We start from the raw sequence: 20,609 nt of genomic DNA on the forward strand, positions 1-20,609 counted from the left end.
GTGGCGGTAGCTTACCGATGGCCACCCCGGCAGGGGGTGGCCGCAGGGCTTGTTTTAATCGGGTAGCTCGCCACTGAGAGGGGAGTTGGATTGGGGTTCCACCCTACGGCGTAAAAACAGGGCCAGGGCCAGCATTGGGAGCGCCAAGGCAAATACCGATGAGATGCCGGCTAGCATAAACGGGGTGGCGCCACTCATCGCTCTGATATCCCCGGTCATATTCGCGCGCTCGAATTGGGGGAGTTTTTTAATAACCTTCCCCTTGGGGTCCACAATTGCCGTCACACCAGTATTTGTCCCTCTCACCAGGTAGCGACCAGTTTCCAAAGCGCGCATCTGCGCCATTTGCATATGTTGTAGGGGGCCAATAGAGGTCCCGAACCATGCATCATTGCTAATGGTCAGCAAAACCTGGGAAGACAGTGCTGAGTCGGCAACCAGCCTGGGATAGACAATCTCATAGCAGATAAGCGGCGCCCAGCTTGCACCAGCAGCATTGAGCGGTGATTGTTCGTCCGGGCCTGAGCGGATAAAGGAAGTGGGGAGATTAAAAAACTCGATAGTGCCCCGAATAAAATCCTCCAGAGGTACATACTCACCAAAGGGGACCAGGTGGCGCTTGTGATACACGCTGGGGCTCTGGCCAAAAACAGCGGCGGAGTTGTGAATACTCCGCCCCTCCTGTGCCGAACCCCGGGTGTCATAGAGAATACCGGTGATCAAATCAATGTTGGTAGTCTCAGCATTGCGTTGCAGCGCCTGCATAAGGTTGGGGGCTTGCCCGTAGAGCATGGGCAGGGCAGCTTCGGGCCAGATAATAACGTCTACATCCTGATCGCTAAGGGCGCGAGTACCCTCCTGGTAGCGACTGATAGTTTCCCCGCGAAACTCTGGCAACCACTTCTTTTCCTGAGGAATATTAGCCTGCACCAGCCCAACGCTGATAAGAGGACCTTTTGCGGAGGTCCACTCCACTTGGGAGAGGGCAGCTCCTATTGGCCAGGGGGCTATTGCCGCAGTGAGTAGAATGATATGGCTGTGTCTCTTGAGCGGGGATAGGCGGCCACTGACAACCAGGGCCAGCACTGCGCCGGTAAATGCCAATAGCAGGCCTATGCCATAGACACTCAAAATCGGCGCCCAGCCCGCTAGCCAGGTTTCTGTATGGCCATAGCCGGCGAAGAGCCAGGGGAAACCGGTAAAGGCCCAGCTGCGCAGCCATTCACTGATAAACCACAATGCGGCAAAAGCCAGAGCGAAGCTGAATTTATTATCTGTGAAGCGGCCCAGAATGTAGAAGGGCGCGGCTAACAGCAGCGCCATAATAGCGACGAAGCTTCCGGTGAGGGCCAGTCCTAATGGCACCGATGAGTTGCCAAAATTTGTAATCGAAACGTAGACCCAGGAAGCCCCGCTGGCGAAGAGGCCTAATCCATAGCAGAGGGCGAGCCAGAAGCTTTTGCGACCCGGTAGCACCTGCCCTTTGGCTGCAGAGAGCAGAATCCAGGCGAACAGTGTCAGGGACAGCAGGCCACATACCCAATAGTTAAATGGGGCAAATGAAAGTGTCATCAACCCGCCAGCTACAACGCTGGCGAGAGGAGAAAATAATCTGCGCATAAAGTTGTTGTCAGGATACCCCGTTCGCTCAGGGTATCAGTGTGTTAAAGCTTGCAGTGCTCAGCTGTCTTCTTCTGGCGGTTTGCGCATATGGGCAACCCGCAAAAGGTGTATCTGGCGGCTGTCTGCATAGAGTACCCGGAACATAAAGTCACCCAGTCGGGTGACTTCGTCACGGCCCGGCAAATGGCCGAATGACTGCATAATAAGACCGCCGACAGTGTCGAATTCTTCATCACTAAAGGCGCTCTCGAAAAATTCATTGAACTCTTCAATGGGAGTCAGAGCTTTAACGATAAAATCGTTTTCCCCAACTTTACGGATATAGCTATCCGCTTCTTCCTCGTCGGTCTCGTCTTCGATTTCACCGACAATTTCCTCGAGGATATCTTCGATAGTCACAACACCGGATACACCGCCGTACTCGTCTATCACGACCGCCATATGGTAGCGGTTCTCACGGAACTCGCGCAGCAGGATATTGAGGCGCTTGCTCTCGGGAATAATATTGGCGGGGCGGATCAGGTCTTCGAGCTGAAATCCGTCGAAACCTTTCAACAGGAGAGGGAGCAGGTCTTTGGCGAGCAATATCCCGCGTATATCATCAACACTTTCGCCGACGACAGGGAACCGGGAGTGACCCGAATCAATAATTTTGGGGAGGAACTCTTCCGGCTTATCGTGGAGGCCTACCACAACCATTTGCGAGCGTGGAATCATAATCTCGCGGACTTGCTGGCTGGAAACGTCCAGTGCGCCTTCGATAATAGAGAGCGCTTCAGCATCTACCAGCTGATTTTCAGCGGCGTCCTTAATGATGTCCAATAATTCGTCGCGAGACTTGGGTTCAGCTGAAAAGGCGCTGAACAGCTTTTCCAGCCAACTTTTCTCACTCGCGCGGGATTTGCTCGCTGAGTGACTACTTGGGGGCTCGTCTGTGGTCATGGAAGTGGCCATGCTCCGGGGTTCTCTCGTTTGTAGATAAAATTCAGTAGCAGTTTGCCATTACTTCGGTGGTACAGCGGCTATCATCCCACTTCATCCTGTGGGGCGTAGGGGTCTGCAATGCCGAGGTTGGCGAGCAACTTCGTTTCGAGGCTTTCCATAACCTGAGCGTCTGCATCTTTGATATGGTCATAACCTAGAAGGTGCAGTGTGCCATGGACCACCATATGTGCCCAGTGCGCCGATAGTGATTTGCTCTGTTGCTCCGCTTCCAGTTCAACTACTGGGGCACAGATCACAAGATCTCCAAGCATTGGGAGATCCAGCTCCGCAGGGAAATCGGTAGGGAAGGATAAAACATTAGTGGGTTTATCCTTGCCCCGGTACTGGTGATTAAGTTCCTGGCTCTCACTTTCGTCCACGATTCGCACCGACAGTTCCGCTTCGTTGCGGTGGCCGGTCAAAGCCTTGGATACCCAGTTGCTGATAGCCTCATCGGAAGGGATGTCGTGGCAGCGGCTGACCCGCTGCACATCGAGTGTTAAATCAGTCATAACTCAGGTGCGGACTCTAAGCGGCATTCTCATCGGCTTTATTGGAAATTCGATCTGCCGAGGCCATTTCCAGCTCAGCTTCATGAATATCGTAGGCCTCCACAATGCGCTGCACGAGGGGGTGGCGAACCACATCCTTGGCTCCAAAGTGGGTAAAGCTGATTCCATTAACTCGCCCCAGTACTCCAACAGCATGGCGCAAACCGGAAGCTTGGCCACGGGGCAGGTCGACCTGGCTGGGGTCACCGGTAATTACGGCGGTGGAGCCAAAGCCAATCCGCGTGAGGAACATTTTCATCTGCTCGCGGGTGGTATTTTGGCTCTCATCGAGAATAACAAAGGCATTGTTTAGGGTGCGCCCGCGCATATAGGCAAGGGGAGCCACTTCGATAACGTTGCGCTCGATCAGCTTGCCAACAGTTTCAAAACCGAGCATTTCGTAGAGGGCGTCGTAGAGCGGACGGAGGTAAGGGTCTACTTTTTGGCTCAAATCACCGGGCAGGAAGCCCAACTTCTCGCCGGCTTCAACGGCGGGGCGGACCAGGAGGATTCGCTCAACTTCATCCTTGAGCAGAGACTCCACTGCACAGGCTACTGCCAGGTAGGTTTTACCGGTACCGGCGGGTCCGATACCGAAATTGATATCATTGGTCTGCACAGCGCGAACGTATTTACGCTGATTGAGCCCTCTGGGGCGTACCGAGCACTTCTTGGTGCGAATCAGTACTACTTGGTCAGCTTCGCCGGAGTCACCGCTACCATCTTGGCCGGTGAGTTCTTCAACCCCCGCTTGCTGCAGAGCCAGGTGAATCTCATCTGGAGTGAGATAGTCCTTGGTACCGGTTTCCTTGTAGAGCCTACTGAGTAGTTCGCCAGCGGCACGCGCCGATTTGGCATCGCCGAAAAATGAAAACTGGTTGCCGCGATTTCGAATTTCGATATCCAGGCGCTGTTCTATTTGGCGTAGGTGTTGGTCGAACTGACCGCAGAGATTGGCGAGACGGCGTGCGTCGTTGGGCTCGAGAGTGATGCTGTGAGCGAGGGTTTGTGTTTCCAAATTGGTTTCCGGCACCTTTAATCCAGGGGTTATATTGCTAGGGTATACCCATTTTCCCTAAAGGGGAAAGAGGTGATTCCTACAAATAGGTTCTAACTTTACCTGATTTTAATTACGGGGCGTAATTTGGGGGGTAAGTTGAGCCTAATTTGGCGGCAGGATGTGCTTTCGAAGTACATCTTGCCGCTATTTGAGGTAATCACAAAGTCTTAGAACAGGTCTTCTTCCAGCTCAGATGTGACTAAAGTACCGCGCAGGGAGTTAGGCAGGGCCTCTTCAATCACAACATCGGCAAATTTGCCGATCAGGGTGAGGTCGTCCGCGCGGAAGTTGACTACCCGGTTGTTCTCGGTGCGGCCTTGCAACTGTCCGGGGTCCTTTTTGGAAACGCCGGTTACCAGCACACGCTCGGTGTTGCCAACCATGCGGCGTGCAATAGCTGCCGCCTGCTGGTTAATCCGCGCTTGCAGCAGCTGTAGGCGCTGCTTTTTCACCTCTTCCGGCGTGTCATCGGCCAGGTCGGCAGCTGGGGTGCCCGGGCGAGGGGAATATATAAAGCTGAAGGAGATATCGAAGCCAACGTCCTGGATCAGGTTCATGGTCGCCTCAAAGTCTCTGTCAGTCTCGCCGGGGAAGCCGATAATAAAGTCTGAAGACAGGCAGATATCCGGGCGAATTTTCTTCAGGCGGCGGATCTTGGATTTGTACTCCAGGGCGGTGTGGCCGCGTTTCATTGCCATCAGAATGCGGTCGGAGCCACTCTGTACAGGCAGATGAAGGTGACTAACCAGTTCTGGTACCTGTCCATAGACATCGATCAGCGCATCGGAGAACTCTACCGGGTGAGAGGTGGTATAGCGGATACGGTCGATGCCATCAATCGCTGCCACATAAGTGATCAGCTCGGCGAAATCCACTTCGTGGCCATCCTCTCCCGTAGCGCGATAGGCGTTCACGTTTTGCCCGAGCAGGTTTACCTCGCGGACACCCTGGTCCGCCAGGTGGGCGACCTCTTCGAGCACATCGGCCACAGGGCGGCTGACTTCTTCGCCACGGGTGTAGGGAACCACGCAGAAAGTACAGTACTTGGAGCAGCCTTCCATAATAGAGACAAATGCGGTGGCGCCGTCGGCCTCTGGCTGGGGCAGGCGATCAAACTTCTCGATCTCCGGGAAGCTCACATCAACGATAACTGCGCCGCTTTTTTGCTCCTTGGTCTCCATCATCTCCGGCAGGCGATGCAGGGTCTGGGGGCCAAAGATCAAGTCTACATGGGGCGCGCGCTTGGCAATCGCCTCGCCTTCCTGACTGGCTACACAGCCGCCAACACCAATCACCAGGTCGGGATTTTTTTCCTTCAGGTGCTTCCAACGACCCAGCTGGTGGAACAGCTTTTCCTGGGCTTTCTCGCGGATAGAACAGGTGTTGACCAATAGTACATCCGCCTCGTCGGGATCGTCGGTAGGTACCATGTCGTGGGACTCGCCGAGCAGATCGCGCATCCTCGCGGAATCGTACTCATTCATTTGGCAGCCGTGGGTCTTAATATATAGCTTTTTCACCGATGTTTCGGACATATCGCGCCTGGTTAAAAACTGGTCAACAATTAGGGTGGGGCATTATAGCGATACGACCCGGCACTGCATAGATGGCTATATTAGCTGTTGCGAACCTGTGCTATTCTTGCGCGCTTTTTCGGGCTTTGCCCGTTCTTTGATCAATTTGAGCTTCGGGGTCATCCCCATCCTGAGAGACTTATGGCCAACCCGATTTATAAAGTTATTTTCCACAATCAAAACCAAGTGTACGAACTCTACGCTCGGGCCATCTATCAAAGTGATATGTACGGCTTTATCGAGGTGGAGGAGTTTGTATTTGGGGAAAAGGCTCAGCTTGTGGTCGATCCCAGTGAGGAAAAGCTGAAAACCGAATTTGCTTCGGTAACCCGTTCCTATATTCCGATGCACAGCATCGTGCGTATTGATGAAGTGGAAAAAGAGGGCACCGGCAAGATTGTTGAAGTAAAGGGTGACAAAGTTGCCAAGTTTCCTTTTGCCCCGCCTATCCGTCATCCCCAGGACACAGAGTAAGCTTTATTTTTACTCTGAATCAGGCCGGGCTCTATGCCCGGTTTTTAGCGCCAAAATCATCCGCTGCACCTTTTTTTCCTCTGCAATATAAGCTTCAATAAAAATCCTCCTGACTGTCATCAAATCGCTGCAAAGTGGTTGCGCTGACGATCAACGACGTTCTGTATTTAGTTGATCTCAATTTGCTAGCAAGAGAGCAAATACGGATTTATCGATTTTTCTCAAGTTAGCTCAAGCGACGACCTATATTTTTGCCGCGTATCTGCCCTGATTTTTATGGGTTGATAACTGGTACAGACTGGAACTTTGCTATGAGCAATCGCTATCGCGCACTGTGGATTTCCGATGTCCATTTGGGCAGCAGAGACAGTGAGCCCCATCGACTTGCAGATTTTCTGGCTCAGAATCGCGCCGATACGGTCTATCTGGTTGGGGATATTTTTGATATGCAGGCACTCGCTCAAGGACGGGGTACATGGTGCCAGGCCTCTTCGCTGCTACTGGAAATGCTTTCCGAATTAAGTAGCCTGACGCCTGAAGTCATTTATATTCCTGGAAATCACGACGCTCCAATGCGCAGCTGGGCCGGAAAGCGGCTCGGCAATATCCGAATTGAAAAAGACTATATCCACACCGCTTCCAATGGGCGCCGCTTTTGGGTAACCCACGGCGATCAGTTTGAACACCGAATTAAAATAAATCCAATCAGTTACCATATCGGCGATCGCAGTTATTACCTGATGCTGCGCTTTAATCGCTGGATCAATTATTGGCGCAATCGGTTTAACAAGCCTTGGTGGTCGCTGGCCAGCCAAATAAAAAATCGTGTGGGTGCCGCTCGACAAATGATGAGTGATTTTGAGGATGTCGCCACCCGTGAAGCGATATCGCGGGGATTCGATGGTGTTATTTGTGGCCATATCCATAGGCCTGCCCTTAGAAATAAAACAGTGTGTGGGGATGCTGTGACCTATGCGAATTGTGGTGATTGGGTCGACTCTATGAGTGCGGTTGTAGAACAACAAGATGGCAATTTAGATCTTTTACATTGGTATCGGACTCCAAAAATTGCCAGCATAATGACAGAGGTGGTTGCGGCATGATTCATCTTGAGACTCTTTTGCAGAAAAACGCCTGGTACAGCGCGGCACCACAAAAAACCACGCGAAAATTGGTTTCTGCCACAGTAAAGAAAATCTGTTGTGAGGAGCAGCTACAGGAATTTACCAGCAGTTACCCTCATCTTGGCGGCCTGGATTTTATTCGCCAGGTATTCGATGACTTGAATTTTCGCTACGAATTAAATCCATCAGAGTTGGCTCGGGTTCCCACTAGTGGGCCGCTGGTGATTGTGTCTAATCACCCCTTAGGAAGCCTGGATGGTCTCGCTCTGATTGATATGGTGGCGCGGGTACGGAAAGATGTTCGAGCTGTCGCGAGCCAATTATTATGGAACATAAAATCCCTGCGCCCCTGTTTATTGCCCGTAGATAACTTTAATGGGCGTACCCGTCGAGCCGATATTGAAGGTATTTATAGCCATTTAGGTGACGGGGGAGCGATTATCATTTTCCCGGCGGGCGAAGTATCCAGGCTCACCCCCCATGGAGTTCGGGATGGACGCTGGAATTCAGGCTTTGCCCGTTTTGCGGAAAAAACCAATGCGCCGATATTGCCGGTGCAGGTTTTAGGGAGGAATTCCTGGTGGTTCTATGGCCTCTCCATGTTGAACAAGCCCCTCTCGACTTTATGGTTGATTAGGGAGATGTTTAAACAGGCCAGCCGCAGTATCGATATTCGTATAGGACGTCCCCTGGAAGCGGAACACTTTCGTAGTTGGCCGCTAACACCCCGCGCCAAGGCTGCCTTGTGGCGTAAACATGTCTACCAATTACATCGTTCGCCCGCCCCTCTGGGGCCGGAATTAATTGTTGAAGCTGAGCCAAAAGCCGATGTAGCGCGAGTGGTTGAGTCCTGTGTATCACTCTCTGAACTGGGTAATTTTTCTGTGCGTTTATATCGGCAGAAAGCAGATTGCCCCGTCATGCGGGAATTGGCCAGAGTGAGGGAGATTGCCTTTCGATCAGTGGGGGAAGGGACCGGGCAGAGCCGGGATTGGGATGCGTTTGATGCTCATTACGACCATCTATTGTTGTGGGATGCAGAAAATCGACAGATTGCAGGAGCTTACCGCATAGCAGCGACCGAGGCGCTCTCGGATGATCAGATATACAGCAGTACGCTATTTAATTACCCGCAGCCTCCTCGGCAGTGCCTGCCAGATTCTGCTGAGCTAGGGCGTAGCTTCCTACTGCCGGAATATTGGAGAGGGCGCGGGTTAGACCTGCTCTGGTGTGCTATTGGACAGTGGGTATTGCGCAATAAGGTACGCTACCTATTTGGCCCAGTGTCTATGCCCGGTACATTTTCCGTGAGAGCGAAGTCCGTTATTGTGCGCTATTTTTCCCATTATTTTGCTCCTGAAAACTCCTTGGGGGATGCTCGACTGCCATTTTCGGAAGCACAATCTGAACTGCCTGAATTACTTGGGGATTCGGTGTCAGATATGCGTCAATTGAAGCATATTTTGCGTGAGGAGGGCGTTATGCTACCTCCCCTATTTAAAAAGTATGCCTCTGTTACTAAAACTGGAGGGACCAGTTTCCACGCCTTTAATATTGACCCGGATTTTTGCGATGCTGTGGATGGGCTGGTCGTTGTTGATTTATCAAAAGTGGACGAGAAGTTTGCTAAACGTTATTTATCCAGCTGACTTAGAAGTGACTCTTTATGAAAAAGGCAGCGTAAAGCTGCCTTTTTTGAAGATTCAGGAAATCTCACCTGGCATTTTGGATGGTTAAATTTTGCCAAGCTTTTTACGTAGACTCACCAGTTTGACACAGAGGATGAAAACAGACATTGCGGTATCCAGTTCTTCCAGCGGTGGGAAACTGGGCGCAATACGAATATTGCTGTCCTCAGGGTCCTTACCATAAGGGAAGGTAGCGCCGGCAGGTGTTAATTTTACTCCGGCATCCGCAGCCATTTTAACCACTGCTTTTGCGCAACCGGGAAGGGTATTAAAGGAAACAAAATAACCCCCTTCAGGCTTTTCCCAAGTACCCATATCTGCATCGGTGAGGGCATTATGTAAATGCTCCAGAACACACTCGAACTTCGGGCGAAGAATATCTGCATGTTTATGCATGTGTTCTGTCAGGCTGGTGTATTCGGTAAAAAATCTCGAGTGACGCAATTGGTTGACTTTGTCAGGACCAATGGTCATTGCCTGCATTTGGTCTTTGAGGGAATCGAGATTTGCCTGGCTGGCGCTCACAAACGCAACACCTGCGCCAGCGTGGGTGACTTTTGAAGTTGAGGCAAACTGTATTACGGAGTCTGCAGTATCATTTTCCAGGGTTGCTGTGCGAATATTTTGCAGATTTACATAGTTGCCAATGTCGTGCACCGAATAGGCATTGTCCCAAAATATCCGGAAGCTAGCGCCGGCAAATTGTCCCAGCTGCGCCAATCTTTCTACAGTTTCCTTGCTGTAAGTGGCTCCTGTTGGATTTGAAAACTTGGGCACACACCAGATACCAACAATCTCTGCGTCTTCGCGCACGAGCTTTTCCACAAGCTCCATGTCGGGCCCCTGCTCTCCCATGGGCACGTTAATCATTTGGATACCCAGCTGCTCACAGATCGTAAAATGGCGGTCATAGCCGGGAACAGGGCAGAGAAATTTGGGAGCTTTTAATTCGCGCCAGGGGGTAGTGCCCGCAAAGCCGAACAGGTAACCGGTGACTAGGGCGTGATACATCAGTGTGAGAGAGCTGTTGCCTCCGGCAATCACTTCGTTGACCGGCACTTGAAGCATTTCGGCTCCCAGCTCCCTTGCGCAGGTCAGACCGATTAGGCCACCGTAGTTGCGAGTGTCGGTACCGTCTGCCGCTCGATAGTCACCGGAGAGAATTCCATCAAGTTTATCGGAAAGTTTTAATTGCTCCGCCGAGGGCTTTCCACGTGTGATATCCAGGCTTAACTCGTGTTGACAGATCTTGTTGTAGTGAGCGCTTAATTCTTTTTCCCACTCGATCAATTGTTCCTGTGTGGCGGATTCGATATGCACTTGAATTCCCCTGGCTGGTAATGTGAGTTGGCGAGCTTATCAGCCTTAGGTCGCTTTCGTCAGCAGGAAATCACACATGATTATTAGTTTCTCTTGAATCTATTGGGTGGAATTTATTCTGGATACGCTAGCTTTTTGAGCTCTCATGTCGTTCATTAGCTTGGCAGTGGTGTTGGGGCTGGGCATCTGATTATTGGCTGGCTAGAGAGCGGAAGTCCTGGGCATAGTCGCGCAGAGTTTTGCTTAGATGACGACGTTGTGTGGGGCTGGTACTGGATAGAATTTGTTCTCCCAGTTCGCGAGCTTGGGTTTTGCGCTGCTCTTGCGCCTTGCGATATTCGTCGGACCAAAGTTGGTCTGGGTTTTCCAGCAGACCGCGCAACTGTTGTTGGTATCCATCAGGCTTCTGTCGGAGAAGCTCAATGGCATGTTGCTGCCAAATCATATGTTGTTCGTTACGTAATACAGGGTTGTACTCTACCTGCTTTACCCAGGCTGCGATCAGCTGCTTTTGTTGCTCGGTTAAACTTCCCAGCCATCGCCTGCTCTCCCGGCGAATTTGCCGATCGCGGTGTCGTTGTATTTTCCACGGCGAGCGCTGCCTTTTTTCCAGTGTTTTCTGCTGCTTTTTGGCCAAGTTGTGTTGCAGGCGATCAATCTGTTGTGGCGTTAACTGCGCCACAATAGGAAGCATTAAGTTGAAGGCGTTGTTACTGGCGCTTTCGATGAAGTGGTACACCTCTTTTTCAACTGGGGCCAGCTGAGGATTCTCAAGTTGACCTTGATCTACTTTATCTGCCAGTTGGCTCAGGAAATCGGCATATTTTGGTAGCTGTGTTTGGCGGTGCCAGTGAAAAAAGCTGTTAAGAGCCCCTTGAAACTCCAGTTCTTGCTGGGAATTTAAGTCGACATAGTCACGAAGCTTCCAGCGTATCCAATAATCAATGTTGTTATAGGCGAATTGAATGCTGGAGCAGCTGCTAAGTAAGCTCGCAACTACAAGGAGAATGATTAAACGCCATTTTTGTGTGGTGCAACTGCCCGGGGTTTGGGGCATTGATCCTTCCTGTAGATATGATCGGCAGCGACTGATAGGGGTGCCTTAAGCATAGATTAAAAAGGTATACCCAATTCCAGTTTTGTTGTGACAGTAATGGGGTATCGGGTTGGCGTGCTAGCGGGCGTTTGAAAACAAAGCAGGATGATTAATGGCGTCAATTAACTGAGGTGAAGTACTGCTGGGCATAGACTGATTGATGGAGCTCGGTATTAATGTGAGAACTGAGTTCATATTTTGTGTGAGTCAGGTAGGAAGTATTATGGTTACCACGGTCATGGAGGCTGAGGCTCGTGAGGCGCCGGATAGGATTGCTGAACAGCTGCATTCCAATGCCAATATAATGTCTCATCTGGGAGAGCGGCTGCGCCAGAAGCCTCCTCGTTTTGTGATGATTGTGGGGAGGGGTTCTTCTGATCATGCGGGCGTCTTTGCCAAGTATCTGATAGAGATTGAAACTGGTACCCCTACTTTTGCTGCCGCACCGTCGGTCTCCAGTGTTTATGGTCGCAAATTAAAGCTCGATGAGGCCCTGGTTATCGTCATTTCCCAGTCTGGCAGAAGCCCAGATATTCTGACCCAGGCCCGCATGGCGAGAGAGCAGGGGGCTTATACAGTCGCTTTGCTTAACGATGAAGATGCGCCGATTAAAGATGTGGTTGACTTGGTAATTCCTTTAAAGGCTGGCCCGGAAAAAGCGGTTGCAGCTACGAAAAGTTATCTGGCGACCCTATCTGCGATACTGCAGATGGTCGCCAATTGGACGCAGGATCCTGCTCTTTGTAGTGCTCTGGAAAAGTTGCCGGAAACTTTGAGATCTGCGGTGCAGGCAGAAATTCAATTGCGCCCGGAAAACCTGGCCTCGGTACAAAATCTGGTAGTTTTGGGGCGGGGTCCCGGTTATGGGATTACCCGGGAACTGGCGCTGAAGTTAAAAGAAGTCTGCAATATCCATGCGGAGTCCTATTCCAGTGCGGAATTCTTGCACGGCCCCGTTACGCTGGTGGAAGGGAAATTGACAGTGGTGAATGTTCCAATCGAGGATGAGTCATTCCCCACACACAGCCAGCAGATCGATGAAATTCGACGGCGTGGGGCGGCGCTGATTAATTTGCATGTGCCGAGTAAGGGGGTTCACCCGAGGGTGGCTCCACTGGCGCTGTTGCAGCGTTTTTATATCGATGTGGCCCACGTAGCGGTAAGTCGAGGGATTAATCCCGATGAGCCGGCGGGTTTAAAGAAAGTTACTCAGACAGTCTGAATAAAACAGAAAATAGTATTTGGGAGGGGGAAGTGGGGGTTATCCTGATTGCTGAAAAGCTATTTGATGGCGAGCGCATACTTGCAGATGTTGCTATCACCATTGGAGATAGCGGACTGATTTCCGCAGTGGGTGGGGGTGTGAGTTCCGATGCTGAGCGCTTACCGGGTTTGTTGGTGCCGGGCTTTATTGATATCCAGGTCAATGGTGGAGGTGGTGTACTGTTTAATCAGGAGCCCTCAGTTAATGCGCTTCAGAAAATAAGCGAAGCCCATAGTCAGTTTGGTACCAGTGCTTTCCTGCCCACCTTGATTACGGATAGCTTTGCAGTGATGCAGCGGGCGGCCGATGCGGTAAGTGGGGCCTTGTCCAGCGGTGTTCCGGGTGTGATTGGAGTACATTTTGAGGGGCCGCATTTAAGTGAGGTCAAAAAGGGTACCCATGAAGGAGGGTTTATCCGCTCTTTGAGTCATGAGGAGCTTCTCCCTCTACGCCCGGGAAGACCTGGGAATCCGCTTGGTCACTCTGGCGCCAGAGTGTGTATCGGTATCCGATATCCGAAAGTTGGTTTCCCTGGGGGTTCATGTTTGTCTCGGCCATTCGAATGCGAGTGCTGAAATTGTTGAAGCTGCGTTGGATGCTGGAGCGACAGGATTTACCCACTTATACAATGCAATGTCCCCGCTTCATTCGCGTGAGCCGGGTATGGTGGGGGCAGCCCTGATCCGGGATGATGCCTGGTGTGGATTAATTGCCGATGGCCACCATGTCAGTACCGGCGCTATGGTGCTAGCTTTGAAAGCAAAACCTCGCGGTAAGTTGTTACTGGTAAGCGATGCAATGTCGCTAGTGGGCAGTGATGCCACCAGTTTTCCCCTATTTGATCGAGTGGTTACACGAGAAGGGGATAAACTGACCTCCAGTACCGGAGAATTAGCGGGTTCTCACTTGGATATGATCGGCGCGGTTAAAAATATCCGCGACTGGTGCGGGATTGAATTGCCGGAAGCACTGCGCATGGCAAGTTTGTATCCGGCGCAGTTCCTTGGTCTGGGAGCAGGTGTAATCACTGAAGGAGCCCGAGCGGATATGGTTTTATTAGGTGAGGATCTGCAAGTGAATAGGACCTGGAGCCTGGGGCGTGAAATTTATCGATGAAATTAACCTTCCAGATCTCTCTTAAGCTGAAGGGGTTATTTGGGCGCGGGGCCAGTGGATTGTCGAATAATTAACTCGGGGGTGAAGCTGCGGTACGTTTCTCCCTCTTGCCCTGAACCATTGAGTTCTTTTGAACTTTTACACTGAATTTTCTCAAGCAGTAATTCTGCTGCCGAACGGGCGATTTCCTGGTTGGGTTGGTGTGCGGTTGTAAGTTTGGGCCAGGTTTGTCGAGAAAATGGGCTGTCTTCAAATCCTGCGATAGAGACTTGCCCGGGAACATCAATCTTTAACATACGGGCGGCAAATAGAGCGCCCGCTGCGATTTCGTCATTAGCGGCAAATATTGCTGAGGGAGGTTTGTCGCTGTCGAGGATCTTTCTCGCATTGATCTGGCCCGATTCAAATGAATATTTCCCTTCAACAATCAAATGTCGGTCTACTGCTATTCCTGCATCTTCGAGTGCCTGGCTGTATCCATTTTGACGCCCCAATGTGGAAAGGTGCTCCTCGCCTCCGCTTAAATAAGCGATACGCTTGTGCCCGAGTGAAAGTAGGTGCTGGGTAATATTGTAGGCGGCCTGGCGGTCGTCAATCTGTATAGACTTTCCCTTTGCTTTCTCTGTATTGGTGGAGGAAATAATTCGCACAAATTCAACATTCATGGATTGGAGCGTATCGATAAAAGAAGGTGACTCTGAAAAAGGGGGGGTCAGGACCAATCCGGCTACTTTGCCGTGCTCGACCAGTTTATTTAAGTCGCTGTGGATAACTGGAGATTTCGAATTGCAAGGATGGATAAGTAGCTCATACCCTTTTGCTCTGCAGGCTTCCAATATGCCGTTTTGCATATCGATAACGTAGTGGGCATTAGGGTTGTCATAAATAAATGCGATGGAATAGGAGTGTGTCCCCGCCAGATTCCGCGCTGCCAGACTGGGTGTGTAGTTCAGGCTTTTGACTGCGTCGAGCACTTTTTGCCGAGTGGCTGCGCGTACAGAGGGCTCATTATTGATCACCCTGGACACTGTTTTGATAGATACGCCGGCGCGCTCGGCAACATCGTTAATTGTGACTTTCATGCATCAACTAGCTCTATCTGAGCCTTGGCCTCGCTGGCATCGACAAGTAAGTATTGCTGGAAGGTGGGATTTTAACAGTTATGAGTCTGCAATTAGCTTATGGGGTGCGCCTCCTTTCTTAATTTGTGGGTAATTTGTAGTTTTTTATCCCAATTCTTTGAGATTCCTAGACCTTATCATTTGCCTGTAAAAATCCTACACCTAAGTAAGGCCAATCTTTCACTTTGTGACTGAATGAAGGCATTAAGTTTCCCAGTATTAAAGAAAATGATGGCTTTTACGCCAAATACTTCCTATATGCCTGTCTCCCCTGGTCAACATCTTCAATCACTATTTGAAGCCTCTTGAAAATTTTTGTAGTTTTACTACATAATGCGCATCAATAAGATTGAGTGGCTACAGATTGGGTGAATTACTCAAGCCGGGCGTCCAAAGTCTCTACCACCTCGGTGGGGAGGAGGTTCCGGCATTGTTGGATCACTAACATTCAGCTCTAAGAGCGGGAAGAGGTTCGAAAGTGAGATTTCTACCCGATAACAGGATTTCCCATGAGTCTCCATAAGCAGTCTTGCGGTGGGCTGAAAGGTTGTCCGCTGGAATGATTGGGTTTCCAGCGATCTGGTAAAAGCAACTTTGTTCCTCCTGCTTCAGATTTACGATTGGGCAATAGGACATTGATGGCACTACAACCAAAGGGTTGCAGTGGGAGCCATTCCGCCGAAAGGCGCTCCACGGAAAGATAATCACAGGTGGCTGATGCCACTGAAATGTGACCCTGGTGGTTTTTGTAACTAGAGACCACCTCAACAGAGTTATTACGGAATAGTCATGGTTCACAGTAAGCTTCAGACCGTTACCGAACGCATCATTAAGCGCAGCGAAGAAACTCGTGCAGAATATCTGGCGCAGGTTGAGAAAGCGCATATTGAAGGGCGGGCAGCGGCACATGTGTCTTGCGGAAACTTGGCCCACGCAATAGCCGCATCTCCAGAGGGTGATAAGCAGTTGATCGCCTCTGGTCGGGGACCGAACCTGGGTATCGTCAACGCCTACAACGATATGTTGTCCGCTCATCAGCCTTATGGTGCCTACCCTGCTCAATTGAAAGAGGCAGCTGCGCGCAATGGCGCAACGGCCCAGGTTGCCGGTGGCGTTCCGGCAATGTGCGATGGGGTGACTCAAGGGCGTGCAGGGATGGAACTCAGCCTGTTTTCGCGGGATGTGATTGCCATGTCCACAGCAATCGCGCTTTCGCATGATGTTTTCGAAGGAGCCATATTCCTGGGTATCTGCGACAAAATTGTCCCCGGCCTGGTTATTGGTGCTCTTTCTTTTGGCCACTTGCCTTCAATTTTTGTTCCTGCGGGTCCAATGCCCACAGGCTTGTCCAATGCGGAAAAAGTCCGGGTTCGCCAGCTGTATGCTGAAGGCAAAGTAGGGCGCTCTGAACTATTGGAAGCCGAGAGTGCTTCCTACCATAGTGCCGGCACCTGCACCTTTTACGGCACTGCCAACAGTAACCAGATGTTGGTAGAAATTATGGGGCTGCAATTGCCTGGCAGTTCCTTCGTAAACCCCGGTACTGATTTGCGCTCGGCATTAAATGAAGCTGCCGTGGCGCAATTGGTAAAAATTACTGAACCGAGCCAGCACACTTCGGTGGCTAAAATTCTCACCGAAAAAGCATTCGTCAACGGAGTGGTGGGTTTGCTCGCTACCGGCGGATCCACAAACCACACATTGCACCTTATTGCGATGGCGCGTGCAGCAGGTATTCAGTTGACTTGGCAGGATATGGCCGACCTCTCTGAAGTGGTGCCGCTGCTTTGTCATGTGTACCCGAACGGCACTGCGGATATCAACCACTTTGCCGCAGCCGGCGGTATGCAGTTCCTGATTCGCGAACTCCGCTCCGCTGGCCTTTTACACGATGATGTGCACACGGTACTCGGTAATTCCGGTCTCGAACCCTACTGTGAAGATCCCTTCCTCAACAGTGATGTTGGCGGTGTGGTTTGGAAACCCACTCCAGAAGAGAGCGGTGATACGACGGTCATTCGTCCAGCCACTGACCCTTTCTCCCAGCATGGTGGTTTGCAGTTGCTCGAAGGAAACCTTGGGCGCAGTGTAATCAAAGTCTCTGCGGTTAAATCTGAGCACCTCAAAGTGAAGGCGCCGGCCATTGTTCTGGATAACCAGGACGACCTGCTCAAGCGATTCAAAGCCGGTGAGCTAGAGCGTGACTTTGTCGCTGTAGTGAGATTCCAGGGACCTCGAGCCAACGGTATGCCGGAACTGCACAAGCTAACACCGACGTTGGGGGTGCTGCAGGATCGTGGCTTTAAAGTGGCGTTAGTCACTGATGGGCGTATGTCCGGCGCTTCCGGGAAAGTCCCTGCTGCCATTCATATGTCACCGGAAGCCGTAGAAGGCGGTGCGATTGCCAAGGTGCAAGAGGGCGACATGATTGAGCTCGATTCAGAGGCCGGTATTTTACGCGTGCTGGTAGATGAAGCTGAATTTAATACCCGCCAACCGGCCCAGTGTGATCTGTCTGAAAGTGCCCGTGGTACGGGCCGTGAACTTTTCGCTAATATGCGCGGGCTTGCCAGCGGTGCAGAGACCGGTGCAAGTATTCTTTATTGATTATTATGGAGCCAAACAGGCTCCGAGAAAAGAACGATCTCAGAGCAAAATTTATGATTAACCCTTTTGATATGGTGTTATTTGGTGGAGGCGGAGACCTTGCACTGCGCAAGTTACTACCGGCACTTTACCGAGCATTTAGAGAGGGCAGCTTGGTTGAGGGCTGTCGCATCCTTCCGGTGTGTCGCCGCCAATCAGATGTTGATCAATATATCGAAACAGCCCACCAGGCACTGCAAAAATATCTCCGTGAGGGTGAGTACAGTGCTTCGAGCTGGGACCAATTTAGCCAATTACTTTGTCCGATCGCACTGGACATTGCCGTACCGGATAGCCAGTGGGATCACCTGGCAGAAATTCTCGGTTCCGACTCAGAGCGGGTTCGTATTTTCTATTTGGCAATACCGCCCGCGGTATTCGGCCCCTGTTGTGAAAACCTCTCCGTAAAAGGCCTGATTACTGGAAATTCCAGAGTCGTAGTGGAAAAGCCACTGGGCTATAACGCCCAAACCTCTGATGAAATTAACAGTAAAATTGCCAGTTACTTCCCGGAAGATAGTATCTTCCGTATCGATCACTACCTGGGTAAAGAAACTGTCCAAAACCTTCTTGCACTGCGTTTTAGCAATGTATTGTTTGAGCATCTTTGGGATGCAAAAACCATTGATCATATCCAGATCAGTATTTCAGAAACCGTAGGCCTGGAAGGGCGTGCGGGTTTTTATGATGAAACTGGTGCTATGCGGGATATGGTGCAAAACCATCTGCTGCAACTGCTGTGCCTTATCGCCATGGAATCTCCCAACAGTATGTCGGCGAAGAATATCCGTGCAGAAAAAATTAAGGTGCTTGAGGCTTTGCGCCCGCTTACCGGTAATTTGGTCGATAAAAACGTTGTGCGTGGCCAGTATATAGCTGGGCAAATCAATGGCAGTGATGTTCCTGGTTATCTCGATGAACTCGACGGTGGAACCAGTTCAACCGAAACCTTCGTTGCCATTCGAGCGCATATCGATAGTTGGCGTTGGGCAGGGGTGCCGTTTTACTTGCGTACTGGCAAACGCATGGAAAAGCGTTGTGCTGAAATTGTAGTGCAATACAAAAATGTTTCTCATCATGTATACGATGAGTCAGCCGGAAAGGTTGTTCCCAATCGCTTGGTTATTCGCTTACAGCCGGAAGAAAGTATCAAGCTGGTTTTGATGGCGAAAAAAATGGACAGTCTCACCACTGAGTTGCAACCGGCCGAATTGAATTTAACCCTTTCTGATACTTATGACAGTTTCCGCAGCGACGCTTATAAACGCCTGATGTTGGATGCTGCAGCAAATAATCCCGCGCTTTTTATCCACCGTGACGAAGTTGCCGCTGCCTGGGCGTGGGTGGATCCAATTATTGAGCATTGGCGCGAAACGGCTAATCAGCCGCAGCCCTATCCTGCAGGTAGCTGGGGGCCAGAAGAGGCAGAAAAACTGCTGTCACGCAGTGATCGTCATTGGTTTAACGCGCAGTAATAATCTGGAAATCCGGCGCAGCTATTAAATTTACCGCGCCGGTTTCCACTAAGAGAAATGGAAGAATCCATGGCTGAAGAAAAATTTTTCCAAGATCGCGAGCGCCTGGTGCAGGCTCTAGCCCACGATTGTGCTTGCGAACTGCAAAAAGGTATTAAAGAAAAAAATCACGCAAGTTTCCTGGTATCTGGCGGCAGTACGCCGGAACCAGTTTATCGCGAGCTATCCAAACGCCCGCTTCCGTGGTCACAAATTACAGCTGCTCTCGTTGATGAGCGCTGGGTAGAAAAAACCGAAAGCGGTAGTAACGCAGCTTTTATTGAAAAGTCGCTTTTACAGAATTTTGGCGCCGAAGCCAATTTTCTGGGTATGAAAAATTCACATGCATCAGCCGCTGAAGGTGAAGAGGCCTGTGAGCGCGCATATAGCGAGTTGCAGAAACCGTTTGATGTTTGTCTGCTGGGTATGGGCAGTGACGGCCACACCGCATCACTATTCCCCCATGCACAGGGCTTACAGGATGCACTAAATCCTGAATCACAAAAGTTGTGCAAGGCAATTACTGCTAATCAAAGTGAAGTTACCGGCTCCAATACCGAGCGTATGACTTTGACCCTGAGTGCAATTTTGCAAGCGCGCAATATCAAGTTGTTGATCACTGGCGAAGAGAAACTAAAAGTTTATCGCGAGGCGTTGCTCGGCAGTGATGAGTTAGAAATGCCGGTGCGCAGTATTCTTAAGCAGGGGCTAAAACCAGTCACTGTTTACTGGGCGCCTTAACGAAAGATTTGGAATTATCTGATGCAGAAAAATATCGCCGAGATTTTGCAGGTAGCTGGCGTTGTCCCAGTACTGGTTGTAGATAAAGTTGAAGATGCCCTCCCTCTTGCCGGCGCTTTGATTGAAGGTGGCCTGAAAGTACTTGAGGTAACCCTGCGCACTGAGGCAGCCCTGGAAGTTGTTGAACAAATTGCAAAACACCTGCCGGAAGCCCATGTGGGAACTGGCACGGTGCTAAATGGTGATGATCTGCGTCGCTCTATCGAAGCCGGCGCCAGCTTTATGGTGAGCCCCGGCGCAACCGACCGCCTACTGAATGCTGCTGAAGGCAGTGAAGTACCGCTGCTGCCCGGTGCTGCCAGTGTTTCAGAAGTGATGCGCCTCTACGAGCGTGGTTATCGTTACCAGAAATTTTTCCCAGCCCAGGCGGCAGGGGGAGTGCCAATGCTGAAATCCATTGGCGGTCCGCTACAAGACGTTCGCTTTTGTCCCACCGGTGGTATAGGGCCTCAAAATGCCCCGGACTTTCTGGCTCTGAACAATGTGGTTTGTGTCGGTGGTTCCTGGATGGCGAGCAGCACTCTGGTTCGTGAAAAGAACTGGGCAGAGATTACTCGTCTGGCAAAACAAGCTGCGGAATTGAAATAACACACACTCGGTATGGTGCACTCGCAAGCGGGTGCCACTTGAAAAACCAGAAGCATATAAAGAGG

General features: G+C 50.8%; 18 protein-coding genes. 10 read left to right on the top strand and 8 right to left on the bottom strand.

Annotated elements, in window-relative coordinates:
- Window positions 1–54: 54 nt before the first annotated feature.
- From lnt to miaB, 5 genes are all read right to left on the bottom strand, one after another.
- Entirely contained in the window at window positions 55–1,620 is a 1,566-nt protein-coding gene (gene lnt / locus ACJJIN_RS22550) for an apolipoprotein N-acyltransferase (protein WP_444896288.1), read from the bottom strand.
- A 60-nt stretch (window positions 1,621–1,680) separates the two neighbouring features.
- The gene (locus ACJJIN_RS22555; RefSeq protein WP_282934646.1) at window positions 1,681–2,565 is read right to left on the bottom strand and encodes a CorC family transporter; all 885 of its coding nucleotides are present in this window, start codon (window positions 2,563–2,565) and stop codon (window positions 1,681–1,683) included.
- An 83-nt stretch (window positions 2,566–2,648) separates the two neighbouring features.
- Entirely contained in the window at window positions 2,649–3,119 is a 471-nt protein-coding gene (gene ybeY / locus ACJJIN_RS22560) for an rRNA maturation RNase YbeY (RefSeq protein ID WP_444896289.1), read from the bottom strand.
- A 16-nt stretch (window positions 3,120–3,135) separates the two neighbouring features.
- Window positions 3,136–4,191 (bottom strand): PhoH family protein, encoded by a 1,056-nt coding sequence (locus tag ACJJIN_RS22565; protein ID WP_444896290.1) that lies wholly within the window; start codon window positions 4,189–4,191, stop codon window positions 3,136–3,138.
- Between the two features lie 194 nt (window positions 4,192–4,385).
- Window positions 4,386–5,753 (bottom strand): tRNA (N6-isopentenyl adenosine(37)-C2)-methylthiotransferase MiaB, encoded by a 1,368-nt coding sequence (gene miaB / locus ACJJIN_RS22570; RefSeq protein WP_444896291.1) that lies wholly within the window; start codon window positions 5,751–5,753, stop codon window positions 4,386–4,388.
- Between the two features lie 180 nt (window positions 5,754–5,933).
- On the opposite strand from miaB, the gene ACJJIN_RS22575 reads away from it, so the two are divergent.
- The 3 genes from ACJJIN_RS22575 (at window position 5,934) to olsF (ending at window position 9,039) form a co-directional block, all read left to right on the top strand.
- Entirely contained in the window at window positions 5,934–6,266 is a 333-nt protein-coding gene (locus tag ACJJIN_RS22575; RefSeq protein WP_172975496.1) for a DUF1820 family protein, read from the top strand.
- 311 nt (window positions 6,267–6,577) lie between these two features.
- Window positions 6,578–7,369, top strand: coding sequence for a UDP-2,3-diacylglucosamine diphosphatase (locus ACJJIN_RS22580; protein WP_444896292.1), 792 nt, complete (start codon window positions 6,578–6,580; stop codon window positions 7,367–7,369).
- Window positions 7,366–9,039 carry a bifunctional ornithine lipid synthase OlsF gene (gene olsF / locus ACJJIN_RS22585; protein WP_444896293.1) on the top strand — a complete coding sequence of 558 codons (1,674 nt, stop codon included), beginning with the start codon at window positions 7,366–7,368 and terminating at the stop codon, window positions 9,037–9,039. The genes ACJJIN_RS22580 and olsF overlap by 4 nt, the downstream gene beginning before the upstream one ends.
- A gap of 84 nt (window positions 9,040–9,123) precedes the next feature.
- Here the strand turns inward: olsF and ACJJIN_RS22590 are convergent, their stop codons facing one another.
- Together ACJJIN_RS22590 and ACJJIN_RS22595 are read right to left on the bottom strand one after the other, a co-directional pair.
- Window positions 9,124–10,398 (bottom strand): aspartate aminotransferase type Ic, encoded by a 1,275-nt coding sequence (locus ACJJIN_RS22590; protein WP_444896294.1) that lies wholly within the window; start codon window positions 10,396–10,398, stop codon window positions 9,124–9,126.
- 190 nt (window positions 10,399–10,588) lie between these two features.
- Window positions 10,589–11,455 carry a DUF6279 family lipoprotein gene (locus tag ACJJIN_RS22595; protein WP_444896295.1) on the bottom strand — a complete coding sequence of 289 codons (867 nt, stop codon included), beginning with the start codon at window positions 11,453–11,455 and terminating at the stop codon, window positions 10,589–10,591.
- 262 nt (window positions 11,456–11,717) lie between these two features.
- Between ACJJIN_RS22595 and nagB-II the strand changes: the two genes are divergently transcribed.
- From nagB-II to ACJJIN_RS22610, 3 genes are read left to right on the top strand one after another with little or no spacing between them, the layout of a single operon-like run.
- Window positions 11,718–12,716, top strand: coding sequence for a glucosamine-6-phosphate deaminase NagB-II (gene nagB-II / locus ACJJIN_RS22600; protein ID WP_444896296.1), 999 nt, complete (start codon window positions 11,718–11,720; stop codon window positions 12,714–12,716).
- Between the two features lie 32 nt (window positions 12,717–12,748).
- Window positions 12,749–13,333, top strand: coding sequence for a hypothetical protein (locus ACJJIN_RS22605; protein WP_444896297.1), 585 nt, complete (start codon window positions 12,749–12,751; stop codon window positions 13,331–13,333).
- Window positions 13,233–13,874, top strand: a complete 642-nt coding sequence (locus ACJJIN_RS22610; protein ID WP_444896298.1) for an N-acetylglucosamine-6-phosphate deacetylase — start codon at window positions 13,233–13,235, stop codon at window positions 13,872–13,874. Before ACJJIN_RS22605 ends, ACJJIN_RS22610 begins: the two co-directional genes overlap by 101 nt.
- A gap of 35 nt (window positions 13,875–13,909) precedes the next feature.
- Here the strand turns inward: ACJJIN_RS22610 and ACJJIN_RS22615 are convergent, their stop codons facing one another.
- Window positions 13,910–14,956, bottom strand: a complete 1,047-nt coding sequence (locus ACJJIN_RS22615) for a LacI family DNA-binding transcriptional regulator (protein WP_444896299.1) — start codon at window positions 14,954–14,956, stop codon at window positions 13,910–13,912.
- A gap of 828 nt (window positions 14,957–15,784) precedes the next feature.
- Here ACJJIN_RS22615 and edd point away from each other — a divergent pair.
- The 4 genes from edd (at window position 15,785) to eda (ending at window position 20,544) form a co-directional block, all read left to right on the top strand.
- Entirely contained in the window at window positions 15,785–17,602 is a 1,818-nt protein-coding gene (gene edd / locus ACJJIN_RS22620) for a phosphogluconate dehydratase (RefSeq protein WP_444896300.1), read from the top strand.
- A gap of 53 nt (window positions 17,603–17,655) precedes the next feature.
- Entirely contained in the window at window positions 17,656–19,116 is a 1,461-nt protein-coding gene (gene zwf / locus ACJJIN_RS22625; RefSeq protein ID WP_444896301.1) for a glucose-6-phosphate dehydrogenase, read from the top strand.
- A gap of 69 nt (window positions 19,117–19,185) precedes the next feature.
- Window positions 19,186–19,896 (top strand): 6-phosphogluconolactonase, encoded by a 711-nt coding sequence (gene pgl / locus ACJJIN_RS22630; RefSeq protein WP_444896302.1) that lies wholly within the window; start codon window positions 19,186–19,188, stop codon window positions 19,894–19,896.
- Between the two features lie 21 nt (window positions 19,897–19,917).
- The gene (gene eda, locus ACJJIN_RS22635) at window positions 19,918–20,544 is read left to right on the top strand and encodes a bifunctional 4-hydroxy-2-oxoglutarate aldolase/2-dehydro-3-deoxy-phosphogluconate aldolase (RefSeq protein ID WP_413663094.1); all 627 of its coding nucleotides are present in this window, start codon (window positions 19,918–19,920) and stop codon (window positions 20,542–20,544) included.
- The last annotated feature ends 65 nt before the right edge of the window (window positions 20,545–20,609 follow it).

The sequence above is a fragment of the Microbulbifer maximicatervae (SeqCode) genome (genome assembly GCF_052467505.1).